The following is a 13,051-nucleotide window of genomic DNA, read 5'->3' on the forward strand; positions in this document are numbered from 1 at the left end:
TATTATTCTCCGAATTTACGGATGGTTTTTAGAATCGATTCATATAGTTTTAAGGCATCATATTGTTCTAGGCTACTGCTCTGTGTAAGAGGTGAAGAACGTGCCGTATCTACCTCAAAACTAATCAATGGATCTTGGTTATTATTGGCACTGCCTGTATGTTCCCATAAGGCACTAATGCCATTTTTTCCTTTCATTTTTTCTACTGAAATCCATTCTTGTCCCGTTAAATGCCCAGTATTTTTTTCACCTTTACGAATATTGCCTTTATCAATTTGACGCTGGCTTTGCCCGACCTCTTTAAACTTTTTTTCTATCCGTGGAATCATTGGCAAGACATATTCATCATTTGTTTCTGCCTCAAAACGTAACACTACTGTTGGATAGTCCTTAAATCTAAAACCAAGCTTTTGGATACTATAGCGGTACTGTTTGGTTTGATCTTTGATAAAGCCTTGGTAAATACATTGTCCTGCTTCCTTAGGAATCTCATGTTCATTACGATAGCGTAAGTTTTTCACTAAATTATGAATCGCCTCGTTACTTCTCTTGGTTCTTTCAGGGGAGTCACTATGCCCACCTTCAATTAAATATAAAGTATTTTTATCAAGTACAAAGCCAAAGACATCTAAAGGATCGCCTTTATGTTTTGATGTCTTACCTTTGATAATTTTAGTGACTCGACTATCAATTTTTTGTTCTTGAGGATCATCAGTGATAAACCAACCGTCTTCAGAATATTCTTTTCTCACTTTTTGAACTGCTTCATCAAAATCTTGACGTGTTGCTTTAGTTTGAACCTTAATAGTAAAAGAATCATATTTATCATAACGTTCTAATGGATTAGCCTCAGCAGGAATATCCACCACATAACGCCCAATACAATAAGTTTTAGTTTTTTCTAAATTGATCATATTATTTCCAGTATTTTTTATTGCTGATTGTGCAAATGCGCAACTTGTCGTGATCATGCAAGTGGTGAGTAATAAAGAAGAAAATAGTTTATTCATTAATATTTCCTTTTTAGATAAGCGTTATCAGATGTATAAGTATTTTTAGCTATTGAAGAAAGTAAAAATATTGTTCAACATTTATTTATTCTTATAGCCTAAAATTAATAAGCAAAACTTAACACAAAATGTAAATAATCTCAAAAAAACAATAAATATCATTTAATTATTAAGCAATTAAAAATAATTTGTATATTTGAACTCTGTAGTTGCAGTCTTTGTTAAATCGATTTTTTCTTATAAAAGCTTTTTAAATTTCACAATACAGCTTTCAGCACACCATTTAAGAAATTTAATGATTATCAAATAGACTTTTTGCAAAATATAATTGATAATGATTATCAATTTCATTATCTAAAGATTGGTGAACACTTTGGAACAGCCTACTCTAGCGACTGAAGCGATTCGAGCATTTTTTACCTTACAATGTTGCTGGTTAAACAGTGAAGAAATTTATCTTGAACAAGGTTGTTTGCATTGTGGTTCGGCAGCGACTTATTTAATTTATTTTACTCACGCCCCTATTCAAAAAATAATGCTTGATTTTATTCAAAAATATAACTGCCATAACAGCAAAAAATCAGATTTACTCGACTTATTAGACTTTGAACAGAATTATAATGATTTTTTACAAGTGCTTGAAAATGCAGTAAACAGCTATGCGCGACAATATCAAAACCAAACTTGTCATTTGGTATTTGAAAGTGTTGAATCTATTTTTGAACGTGAAGCAGCAATCGCATGTTAAACAATTCACGCTGTAATAAATCAAGCTGTAATGATTGAATCGAATAGACTATTTTTAACAGCTATTTTTTAATTTAATCACATCAATTTGTTACTCTCAATCTATCAAAATAAAGGGGCCAACATGTTGCTTGAAGTCTTCTAGACAACAGCAACTTATTGCCCCCGATAATAAATCTTAAGTTAAGATCTCGCATATAAAATTTAGCCAACAAAAGTTAAGCGATTAAATTTTCATACTTATACCCAGCTGTACCCCACGCCCAGGAAGAGGTGCAATGTATTTTAATGGCGAGTTCTGTGGTCGTGCATCTTCATTTAACAAATTAGATCCATTGAGGAAAACATCAAAATTGGCATTTTGTAATTTGAAGTGTTTCTGAATTTGTAGATCCAGCAAGTTATAAGACGGCAATGGAATTTCTTTAGACACATTTTTGCCTAAATACTGAGCTTGATCATAGTAAATATTGGATAAGCGTGCTAACCAATCATTTTTATTCCATTCAAGATTTAGCCCATAACGGTTCGTTGGCATATTAGGTAAGTAATTTCCATCATTTGCTAAACTGGTTTTGTTTGGATTCAAGTTTTTATTTTTCACCAAATCAGCAAAAGCAGAGATCAAAAGATTACCATACTGATTGAGTTCAAACTTTTGTTTTAAATCAATTTCAAATCCAGTAATTTCAGCATCTGTCTGGGTCCAATATTTGAGTGGCAAACGATTACGCATTTGTGCCCCTGAATGGGTCAAATACAAATACTTGTCATATTTCATCTTATATACAGTTGCTTCAAAATTAAAATTTTTATAATTGAACAGACCTGTTAACTCAAGATTTTTGGACTGTTCTTCTTTGAGTTTTTGGTTACCTTCTTCTTGTAACATAATTGAATAATGTGGATGGCTGGCATAAAGTTCATTAATTTCAGGTGCTCTATCTGATACTGAATAACGCAACTTTAAACCCAATAGATCATTATATTTTAAGAATGAACCGAAACTATAGCTTTCAAGATTAAATTTCGTATCGGTGAGTTTTGTATTCGGTGAGTTTCTGGATGGTACAAAATCACTTTTTTGAATTTTATGTTCAACCTTTTCGTTACGATAACCAGCATCGAGTTCTAGCCAATCAAAGTCTAATTTTTCCTTGATAAACACGGCTTGTGTTTGCGTATTGATATTCGGTAAATAACGTAAATTTCCATGCCCTACCACTTTACGATCAATCTGATTAAAGCCAATAAAACCATTCCAAAATTCAACAGGTCTATGCATAAGTAATAATTCAGCCTGTTGGGTATCAAATTTATAGTTATTGGCCATTTTTGATCCTAAATATTCTCCTGATGTATTAACGCTCTTACTCACATCAAATTGTATTTGTTTCAATAACAACGGGCTAAAATTAAACTCGCTGTCTAAGGCATATCTTCGCTGATCTGTTTTCACCCCGACTGGTATGCTGTCACTGGTAGATTGAAAAGATTTATTTTCAAGAGAAAATCCGGGTACCCCATATTCACTTTTTTTTGAATCAGCACTGAGCCCAATACGTCCATTGTTAAGAAAATAAGTGCTTCCAATCGCAAAGTGTTGATTGTCTAAATAGCTATTGCCCAGCTTTTTTTTATAGTTGGGTGTGACATCTTTATTAATTTTGTTTTCAGTATATTGCTGGGTATTGGGCACATATTTAGGGTTTATCGGATTGGTATAGGTTTTTCCACGCATCTCAGTAGTTGGTTGATCCGTATAGAAGGAAAATGAACCATCTGCCCAATCAGGGTTTTCTGTCATAAACTGGTTAATATAAGGCTGAGATGCAGTGTTATAATTTTTTTGAATGCGTACTTCTTTTTGGCAAGCATCTGCTAATGCTGTATTTACCCCACCCGTCGCTGGAAATACGCCACTATTACATACGCTCGCTTTACCCTCTCCCGGAATTTTATAAGCTGACATATCTTGGCTAGAAAACAATAAATTGGTGGAAAAATTACTTTGGTTATTGAGATTGAGCTTAAAACCTTTGGCATCAAAATCATTCCAGCCCTTTTTCGCTACCAGCTCTAATTGAGAACTTTTATTCGGCATCGCTGTATCGATTAGACCAGAATCAATATTCACACTTCCGCCAATGGCATTGCCACCATAACGTACACTGTCTGAAGATTTATTGACAGTAACAGATTGAGTGAATAAAGGATCAAAAGGGATATTAATATTGCCGCTGATACTATTCATTCCATAAATAGACTGACCATCTTCCAAAATCTGCACTCGGTTTCCACTTAAACTGCGAATCACAGGCGCACCTGAATTGGGACCAAAAGCGCTACTTTGTACCCCTGAAAGATGCTTTAAAGCATCACCTAAAGTTTTATTGTCTGCATTTCTATTTTCTACAACAATACTTTGATTGATAAATGGATCATTTTCGGCATTGACTCGAATCACTGGAAGTACAGTCAGTTGTTTGTTTTCAATCGCATATGCAGGAAAGACCGGTAAAGAAATAGCGATTGCTAAAGTATGGTGACGCATCATGGATTCCGAATTGTAATTTATTGTTATGTTATAACATTACATAAACAGATGTACAACAATTATCATCAGTGCTTATACAGCTAGACCAGCTAGCGATTTATATAGGAAATGAAGAAATATAGAAGATGAAACTGGAATCCGTGTTACTTGTGCTTGATCTGTTGCGCCAGCTTCTGAATATTCATGCTAATCTCATCTGGAGTATGCGCTGCATAGCCAAACAATACCGCAGCTTTTTCATAAGGTTGTTGACAGTAGCGGGATAAAGGCTGAACAGCCAAATGAATGGCAAGACACTGGTCAATAAAGCTTTGCTCAGTCCATGGGGCATTTAGCCAACAAATCACATGAATCCCTGAGTCGGTTGGCTGAACAGTCAATACATCTGCAAGAAATTGTTGAATCGCAGCAATTAATGCCTGTTGACGTTCTTGGCAAGCTTTACGCACTTTACGTACATGGCGTGCATAATGCCCCTCTTTGATAAACAAAGCCAAAGCCGCTTGTTCTAAATAAGCACTCCGCGTATCAGTATAGTATTTTGCCAGACTCAATGTTTCTATCAGCGATTCTGGAACCACCATAAATCCAAGTCGGAACTCCGGAAACATCATTTTAGAAAAAGTACCAGAATAGATCACTCTTTGTTGTTGGTCTAAGCCCTGTAAGGCTTGAATTGGATGAGTTCCATATCTAAACTCACTATTATAATCATCTTCAAAAATCCATTTTTGCTGACTCGCTGCCCATTCCAACAGGGCCAATCGTCGACTTAAACTGAGTGTTCCACCTAAAGGGAACTGATGTGAAGGTGCGGTATAGATTAATTTACTTTCGGAATAATGCTGAATAATCTCGGCAACTTTCATCCCTTCGTGATCACTTGATACAGGATGAACTTGAATGCCAAAACTCCGAAAAATATTTAAAGCGGCATCATAGCCCGGCTCATCTAAACAGATCTGATCCAAAGGTTGTAATAATGCATAAGCTGCAAGATGAATCGCTTGTTGGGTACCATTTACAATCAAAATTTGTTGTACATCACATTTTAGTCCCCGTGTAGAACGAACATAATCACAAATTGCCTGACGTAAAGGCAAATAGCCTCGACAATCATGAAACTGCCCCAATTGCTGATGAGACTGCCGCCAAGCACGTCCCAATAATTTCCCCCAAAGCGAATGTGGGAATAAATCGATACAACCAACGCCGACATGAAATATTTTTTCACCCTGCCCAGATACATTTTGTTGCTGCCAAGCAGGTAATAAGCTTGCGATATGCGGATTAATATTTAGCTTGTGACAGATATCAGATGAAGATTCTGTCGGTATCTCTTGTATAGAAATTAATTGATCAGGAATCAGCTCTGCGACATAAGTACCAGAGCTTGGCTTGGTCACAATATAGCCTTCATCCAGTAAACGGTCCATTGCAGCCAAGACTGAATTTCTAGAAATCGACATCATTTCTGCCAAGACACGACTAGAGGGCAGTTTGGTTCCAGAAGCTAGACGACCATCTAAAATTGCATCACGTAAGACGCTATATAAACCCTCTTTAATCACCCCTTTAGGTAAGATCAAATGAGGGAAATAAGCAGAGGTTACTGTCACCATAAACAAAACTGGTACTGTTAAAAATACTCAAAGTGTATCTTATTTCAATACCACAATCATACTTAAACTCATTTCTCCTCTTTCTTTCCCGACAACTGGAGAATACCTATGGAAAATTTAGTGGTTCAAATTGTGCCTGTTGCACAACAAGACTATAAACAATGGCTGGAGTATTGGCTGGCTTATCAAGACTTTTACAAAGTGGCTTTATCCAACACTGTTACGCAAACCACTTGGCAACGTTTTTTTGATGATCAAGAGCCGATATATTGTGCTGTTGCTAAACAAGCTGAGCATGTTCTTGGCTTTGTACATTATGTGATCCATCGCTCGACATGGGCCGAGACCAACTTTTGCTATCTAGAAGACTTATATGTTTCTCCACAGGCAAGAGGTCAACATGTAGGCAAGCGCCTGATTGAATATGTACAACAGCAAGCTATAGTTCAACCCTGCGCGCGTTTGTATTGGCACACTCAACAAAGCAATCAAACTGCACAAAAACTCTATGACTGGATTGCTGAAAAACCAGGGGTCATTGAATATCGTATGCCTTTAAATTAATCCATAAAAAACCAGAAACACAATGCTTCTGGTTTTTACTTAAATCTCAATATATTGTGATTATTTCAATTTGTAGCATCTTTACTTAAACCTAAACCGTTCTAAAGTCAGTTCAACATGACTTAAGCTGATTTTTCAATCTCTTGAGCATCATGAACTCACAAAAACCTGATATAACTTTTCAACAGTTTGACGGATTTCCAATTCGGTCAGGGCTGCAAAACCAAAACGAATATAAAAACTATCATCTGAATGATGCCATACCGAACCAAAATCATATTCAGAATCAATATGTAATTGTTTTAAAACCATTAAAAACTGCTGTTGATAAGGCAACTTAAATTTTACCCACAACGCCATGCCACCTGCGGGTGTGGCTATTTTAACCCTATCTTCAAACGTCTGTTGAAAAGCCATCACAGCAAAATCTCGACGTTGCTGATAAATCTTGCGCATTTTACGGATATGTCGCTTAATTTCACCCTGCTGCATCAGCTCAGCCATTGCCAATTCAGTAATCGCATTGCCCTGTTTATCGATCAGCAAAATATCTTGTTTCATCGCCTGAATAATCTGTACATTGGTCACCACATAACCAATTCTTAAACTGGGCGCGAATACTTTAGACAAAGAGCCGATATGAATCACTTTGTCTGCTGCTGGTAAGCTAATTAACGGCGGAATGGGTCGGCTGTCATAATGAAACTCATGGTCATAATCATCTTCAATAATATAGAAATCAAAGGCTTTAGACAGCTCTAATAGTTTTAATCGTCGATCCATAGACATCGTCACTGTCGTTGGATATTGATGATGGGGTGTGGTGTAGACCGCAGCAACTGCATGGCTGGACAAAATTTCAGTTAAATGATCGGTATCTAAACCATGCTTATCCAAACGCACGCGAATAATTTGATAATGATTAGAAAGAAATGTTTCTACTGCCGGTGGGTAAGCCCATTGCTCTACCACAATCATATGACGCTGAGACTGATGTTGAGCCAGAACCCGCGCAGCTAGAAAAATCCCCATTTGACTGCCACGAACCACACAAATGTTTTCCATAGAGGTTTGTATAAAACGCTCCATAGATAACATATTTAATAAGGCTTGACGAAGTTCTAAACTGCCCTGAGGATCTCCATATCCCATGGTTTGATGGCGTGTCACTTGAATCAATGCATGCCGATAAGCCCGAGAAAACAATTCATAGGGGATCAACCGATTGTCTGGCACACCATCATTTTTGATAAGTATCTGCGTAGGAAAAATGGGTGTGATATCAATCTGTTTGAGTGTAGGCGATGACTGCACTTTTAGGTCTGGTAAGTTTTCTGAAACAAAAGTGCCCTGTCTGGCTTTTGAGACCAGCCACCCCTGTGCCTCCAAATCTTCATATACCGATTGTACGGTTTTTCGGTTAATCCCAAGTTCATCTGCCAGAGTGCGTGAACCAGGCAAGCGTGTTCCCTGAGTAATTCTGCCAGATAAAATCTCTTGAATAATCTGATTTGCCAACTTTAAAAAAAGGGTCTTTTCTTCACGATCTTCTAAATGTAGCCGAATTTTCCAAGGCTGACGCATAACTCTCTGGCCCATATAAGTTTTAGAAACTGGATATTTTAATCCATCCACAGAATTTTTATTCTGTACTTAGGCGATGTGAAAATCAACTCAGCGAGAGGTTTTATTTATGCAAACGGCACAACTAGACAAACAGCAATTGATGCAAAATGCACAGCAAAACATGCAGCAATTTATTCAAGATTCAAGCTATACAGATCGACAAAAGTTGGCATTAACCTGCCGTATTTTATTTGATCACGGACATGATGCTGGCTTAGCTGGACAAATCACTTGTCGTACCACGCAAGGCAATACCTTTATCACTCAGCGTTTTGGTCTCGGCTTTGATGAAATTACAGCGCAAAATTTATTGGAAGTTGATGAAGATCTAAAACCACTTGACCAACAAGGTATGGCAAATCCTGCAAATCGCTTTCATACATGGATCTATAAACAACATCCTGAAGTGAATTGCATTATCCATACCCATCCAACACATATTGCAGCGTTGTCAATGCTCCGTGTGCCCTTAGCGATCGCACAAATGGATACTTGCGCTTTATACGAAGACTGTTCTTTTGTGGAAGAGTGGCCGGGAGTCCCTGTCGGCAATGAAGAAGGTATCTTTATTTCAGAAGCCTTAGGTAAAAACCGCGCTGTACTACTGTCACATCATGGTCAGCTGGTGGCAGGTAAAACCATTGAAGAGGCTTGCAACTTAGCCATTTTAATTGAACGCGCTGCCCGACTTCAGCTTTTGGCAATGGCTGCTGGACAAATTCAACCTATCCCACATGAACTGGCAAAAGAAGCTCATGACTGGGTCTCTACCAACAAGCGTAATCATGTCAATTTTGCCTACTATGCGCGTAAAGCTTTAAAAAATCATGCGGACTGTATCGAGGAGTAATGAAAATGAAATTAGAAGGCATTATTGCATACCCAATCACACCATTTCACCCAGACACCCAAGCTGTCGATGTTGATGCGCTGACCATCACATTAAATGCTCTGCTAGAACAACAATGTAATGCGATTGTGCCATTGGGCAGTGCTGGTGAAAGTGCCTATTTATCTTGGCAAGAATGGCAACAAGTCGCACAAAAAAGTATCGAAGTCGTTAATCAACGTGTCCCAGTCATGTTGGGAATTTCTGAACTCACAACGGCGATGGCGATTCAAAAAGCCCAAAAAGCTGAGGAGCTTGGCGCTGATCTAATTATGGTGATACCAGTGTCTTACTGGAAACTCAATGATCAAGAAATCTATGATTATTACCAGCAAATTGCTGCATCGACCAAGCTGCCAATCATGGTATATAACAACCCTGCAACCAGTGGAGTAGATATGTCACCAGAATTGATCGTGAAAATGTTTCAAGAAATTGAGAATATTTGCATGGTTAAAGACAGTACCGGCGATATTCAGCGCATGCATAAATTTCATGAATTATCTCAAGGACAGTTGCCCTTTTATAATGGTTGTAATCCTTTGGCACTTGAGGCATTTTGTGCAGGGGCAAGTGGCTGGTGTACTGTGGCGCCAAATCTACTCGGTGAGCTACCAAGTCAGTTATATCAGGCAGTCAAAGATGGTGATTTAGACCACGCCAAAGCCTTGTTTTATCGTCAATTGCCTTTGCTGCGCTTTATTGTACAAGGTGGCTTACCTAAAACAGTCAAAGCGGGTTTAAATGAATTAGGTTTTTCTGTAGGTGAACCAAGAAAACCGTTACAACATGCTACCCCACTGGAAGTTCAGCAATTAAAGTCGTTGATGGCCTTAGCAAAACAAGCGTAAACGATCGTCGTATGCGCTTGTGAAGTTATAAAATTGATCCGATAAACATGCTTTGTTGCATACACAGCCGATCCGCTGCTTTGACAGATACTCAAATGATAAGTAAATGTCATCCAGCGGTGTTTAAATCTAAGTGCAACAAAGCGGTTATTGCCATAGCAAATATCGGCGTAACAAACAAATCAATTCCCAAATCAGCTTTCTAAAAACTAAATCCAAGGTTTAAATTGATACGATACAACCATTGGTCACTATAGGGTGAAACGGTCGAGCTAAAACCGGTTGAATTCATTGCACCACCAATAATATTGGCATTTTTCCCCCAAGTATAATCGGCCCACACCATAAAGGGTGACGCAATAAACATCATCCCAGTGGTATTCATTTGAGAATCTGACCAATCATCACGTTTCTTATCCATATAACTATAATCATTGTAGAATCGGATCGCTTTGAGTTTGCCCATATTTTGCATAGGTAAGGTATAGGCAAGATTTAAACTGGCAACTGTCGCTTCAGAGGCAATAAAATAAGCAGGGGTAAATCCGTTATTCCCCATTAAAGTCATATCATTATTGACCCCATCAGGATTCTTTGCATCATATTGATAATGAATCACAGAGCTTTGTAAATTAAAGCGTTTGTAATTGTTATCGCTATGCACCCCTACTGCATAATATTGACCATTTTTATCGGTGGTTTTATTATGCAATTGCGCAATTGCCCCTGATACCCCGACTTCCTGCTTACCCACTTTGGTGTCTAGCTTGCGCACAATCCGCGTATTGAATTGATGGCGCTTTTCATTTTGATAGGCTTTTTGACTTGGAAATGCATTGTCGGCTAGGTCATCATAAGTGGCACTTTCGGGCGAATAGCGCAGATTGGTTGCCAGCATTTCAGGGTAATAGCCCAATTTTACCTCCCAGTCCTGATTATGAAAATTCCAGTTCAAACCTGGCGCAATGTTATTGCCATAGCCCAAAAAGAATGGGATATGGTAAGTCCAACCATTTTGCGGATAAGGATAAATCGCAAAAGGCTTATATACAAATCCTGCTTCTAGACTATTCTGTTGGTCTAAATTGTAGCCCACATAAGCTTTTTCAATCGAGCGCTTCTCTTGATCTTGAAACAGATAACTTGCATTAAAATAGGCATCGTTAAATTTACCCTTTACATCGACTCTAAAAATATCAAAATAGAGTTTGCCAAAGCCATCATTGGGCCCTTCCCAATTTTCATAGCGTTGGTTTAATCGCACCACGCCACCCAATTTTATAGAGTCCGTCCCATCTTCACTTTTCCATTCTAATGCTGAGCTTTGCGCCAAAACATTGGATGTGGTACCCAAATAAATTGCTGCAAGTAGCATCGCGATTGATGTCTTTTTCATAATTGCGTCCTTCCCTTGTGTTCCAACGATCCTGTTGGACTTTTGTTTTACCTATAAAACATAGTTTTTATTGTATTTTGAGCAAAAAAATTTGCCGGAGCTTTTGCTGAACATCCGATGCCAGCATCGGATGTTCAACTGGGTTTAATAGAGTTTTTTCTGCGGTGGTCCTGCAAAGTTCAGTGGTCCAATCGAATTCATATCCAATTCGATCACACTTGGCCCTTGAAAATCGACCGCTTGTTGAATCACGCTTTTAAACTCATCTGCACTGCCCACTTTCCAGCTTTTCACTCCCATTGCTTCCCCTAAGATTTTATAATCTGGGGTATGCAATTCATTGAAATATTGACGCCCTTCAAAGTAATTCTTTTGGATACCACGCATGACGCCATAACCACCATCGTTCATGATCATCAGCACCATGTTGGTATTTTCTTGTGCCATGGTGGCAATCTCACCGATACCGAGCATCAAACCACCATCCCCTACTAAGCCGATCACTTTTTTATCTGGATTGGCAATAGAAGCACCAATTGCTGTGGCTAATCCAAGACCAATTGCCCCTGCAAGTGAGTGAATATTTTGATTTGGTGCTTGTACTGGAAATAATCGGCTGCCCCAAGTACTGCCTGACATGGTAATGTCACGAACAAAGATGCCGTCTTGAGGTAGTGCCGCACGTAAGTGATCACAGATCAGGGCATATTGATCCAGCTGAGTACGCAACGCCTCAATAGCTGACTGTTTTGCCGCAACAACCGCTGCATCATAATCTGCATCAACTTTTGAGATACCGCTTAGCCCTGTGAGCACACGTTGTAATACATCTTTGGCATCACCACAAATGAAGTTACGAACTTTATAATTACGTTGCTGTGCTACTGGATTGGCATCAATCTGAATCAGATTATCAGGGAATTGTACCGAATAGGTTTTAGTTTCATTGCTGCGTAAACGCGAGCCCACCACCACCAATAAGTCAGCCTCTTTTAACAGTTGCTCAACCCCTGCTGAATTATGGAATGCACCTAAACTACGTCGATGCTCATCCGCTAACACACCACGAGCATGGGTAGAAGAAACAACAGGAATCCCAAGATCCGCAATGGCTTTCACTTCATCAACACTATTTAATGTGCCACCACCAATCCAGAAGATGGGGCGTTTGGCTTTTTTAACTTCTTCAACAATTAAATCTATTTCAACTTGCTCAGCCTGCGGTAATTCAAGCGCTTTGACAGGACCTAAATTCAATGGCAAGTCAATTTCTGCAGCTTGCACATCAATCGGGAGCTCAACACTTACAGGCCCCATCGGTACTGTGGTTGCAACACGAATTGCTTCACGAATTACACCCACTGCATTGTCTGGGCTGGTAATACGAAATGCAGCTTTGCTTGAAGCACGTAAGAAGGTCAGTTGATCTTTGGTTTCATGGATAAAGCTGGCATCACGATCAAGATATTCACGTTCAACTTGCCCTGTTAAATGCAACACAGGACTTCCAGCATTCATCGCTTCAATCAATGAACCTACTGCATTGCCTGCCCCAGCACCGGTACTGGTCAAAGCAACCCCTAAACCTTTAAAGCGTGAGTGACCATCTGCCATCGTGACTGCACCTGCTTCGCCACGCGCTGCCACAAAACGAATTTTTTCACGACGCCCTACGGCATCTGCAATTGGTAGGTTATGAATTGAAATCACCCCATAGATACTTTCCACTTGGTGTGCTTCTAAAACACGCGCGATTGCTTCGCCTACATTTACACGTTCTGTCATTGTT

10 protein-coding genes are annotated in these 13,051 nt (G+C 38.9%); 4 read left to right on the forward strand and 6 right to left on the reverse strand.

Translation table 11 applies throughout. The features are described 5' to 3' along the window. Window positions 1-2: 2 nt before the first annotated feature. Window positions 3-1,010 (reverse strand): T6SS immunity protein Tli4 family protein, encoded by a 1,008-nt coding sequence (locus tag WFN33_RS05280; protein ID WP_336951923.1) that lies wholly within the window; start codon window positions 1,008-1,010, stop codon window positions 3-5. A gap of 364 nt (window positions 1,011-1,374) precedes the next feature. Between WFN33_RS05280 and WFN33_RS05285 the strand changes: the two genes are divergently transcribed. Next, window positions 1,375-1,758: a hypothetical protein gene (locus WFN33_RS05285; protein WP_336951924.1), complete on the forward strand. Its 384-nt coding sequence runs from the start codon at window positions 1,375-1,377 to the stop codon at window positions 1,756-1,758. A gap of 225 nt (window positions 1,759-1,983) precedes the next feature. On the opposite strand, the gene WFN33_RS05290 is transcribed toward WFN33_RS05285, so the two are convergent. Together WFN33_RS05290 and pdxR (WFN33_RS05295) are read right to left on the reverse strand one after the other, a co-directional pair. After that, window positions 1,984-4,311 carry a TonB-dependent receptor gene (locus tag WFN33_RS05290; RefSeq protein WP_336951925.1) on the reverse strand — a complete coding sequence of 776 codons (2,328 nt, stop codon included), beginning with the start codon at window positions 4,309-4,311 and terminating at the stop codon, window positions 1,984-1,986. Window positions 4,312-4,457: 146 nt separating this feature from the next. Next, a complete protein-coding gene (gene pdxR / locus WFN33_RS05295; protein ID WP_336951926.1) occupies window positions 4,458-5,936 on the reverse strand; it encodes a MocR-like pyridoxine biosynthesis transcription factor PdxR in 1,479 nt (492 codons plus the stop codon). A gap of 108 nt (window positions 5,937-6,044) precedes the next feature. Here pdxR (WFN33_RS05295) and WFN33_RS05300 point away from each other — a divergent pair, with 108 nt between their 5' ends. Further along, entirely contained in the window at window positions 6,045-6,500 is a 456-nt protein-coding gene (locus tag WFN33_RS05300) for a GNAT family N-acetyltransferase (protein WP_336951927.1), read from the forward strand. A gap of 150 nt (window positions 6,501-6,650) precedes the next feature. Here the strand turns inward: WFN33_RS05300 and pdxR (WFN33_RS05305) are convergent, their stop codons facing one another. Then, complete coding sequence (gene pdxR / locus WFN33_RS05305; RefSeq protein WP_336951928.1) at window positions 6,651-8,084, reverse strand: MocR-like pyridoxine biosynthesis transcription factor PdxR; 1,434 nt, start codon at window positions 8,082-8,084, stop codon at window positions 6,651-6,653. 109 nt (window positions 8,085-8,193) lie between these two features. On the opposite strand from pdxR (WFN33_RS05305), the gene WFN33_RS05310 reads away from it, so the two are divergent. Together WFN33_RS05310 and WFN33_RS05315 are read left to right on the forward strand one after the other, a co-directional pair. Beyond that, complete coding sequence (locus tag WFN33_RS05310) at window positions 8,194-8,976, forward strand: aldolase (protein WP_336951929.1); 783 nt, start codon at window positions 8,194-8,196, stop codon at window positions 8,974-8,976. A gap of 5 nt (window positions 8,977-8,981) precedes the next feature. Then, window positions 8,982-9,866 (forward strand): dihydrodipicolinate synthase family protein, encoded by an 885-nt coding sequence (locus WFN33_RS05315; protein WP_262780939.1) that lies wholly within the window; start codon window positions 8,982-8,984, stop codon window positions 9,864-9,866. A 202-nt stretch (window positions 9,867-10,068) separates the two neighbouring features. Here the strand turns inward: WFN33_RS05315 and WFN33_RS05320 are convergent, their stop codons facing one another. Next, entirely contained in the window at window positions 10,069-11,262 is a 1,194-nt protein-coding gene (locus tag WFN33_RS05320) for a hypothetical protein (RefSeq protein WP_336951930.1), read from the reverse strand. 144 nt (window positions 11,263-11,406) lie between these two features. After that, window positions 11,407-13,047, reverse strand: a complete 1,641-nt coding sequence (locus WFN33_RS05325) for a thiamine pyrophosphate-binding protein (protein WP_336951931.1) — start codon at window positions 13,045-13,047, stop codon at window positions 11,407-11,409. Window positions 13,048-13,051: the final 4 nt, after the last annotated feature.

The organism is Acinetobacter sp. AS167 (assembly GCF_037152175.1).
GTDB lineage: Bacteria > Pseudomonadota > Gammaproteobacteria > Pseudomonadales > Moraxellaceae > Acinetobacter.

Excerpts from the sequence above, each read along its gene's own strand:
- WFN33_RS05280 (WP_336951923.1), bottom strand. The coding sequence starts at position 1,010 with ATGAATAAACTATTTTCTTCTTTATTACTCACCACTTGCATGATCACG.
- WFN33_RS05290 (WP_336951925.1), bottom strand. The coding sequence starts at position 4,311 with ATGCGTCACCATACTTTAGCAATCGCTATTTCTTTACCGGTCTTTCCT.
- pdxR (WP_336951926.1), bottom strand. The coding sequence starts at position 5,936 with ATGGTGACAGTAACCTCTGCTTATTTCCCTCATTTGATCTTACCTAAA.
- WFN33_RS05300 (WP_336951927.1), top strand. The coding sequence starts at position 6,045 with ATGGAAAATTTAGTGGTTCAAATTGTGCCTGTTGCACAACAAGACTAT.
- pdxR (WP_336951928.1), bottom strand. The coding sequence starts at position 8,084 with ATGCGTCAGCCTTGGAAAATTCGGCTACATTTAGAAGATCGTGAAGAA.
- WFN33_RS05310 (WP_336951929.1), top strand. The coding sequence starts at position 8,194 with ATGCAAACGGCACAACTAGACAAACAGCAATTGATGCAAAATGCACAG.
- WFN33_RS05315 (WP_262780939.1), top strand. The coding sequence starts at position 8,982 with ATGAAATTAGAAGGCATTATTGCATACCCAATCACACCATTTCACCCA.
- WFN33_RS05320 (WP_336951930.1), bottom strand. The coding sequence starts at position 11,262 with ATGAAAAAGACATCAATCGCGATGCTACTTGCAGCAATTTATTTGGGT.
- WFN33_RS05325 (WP_336951931.1), bottom strand. The coding sequence starts at position 13,047 with ATGACAGAACGTGTAAATGTAGGCGAAGCAATCGCGCGTGTTTTAGAA.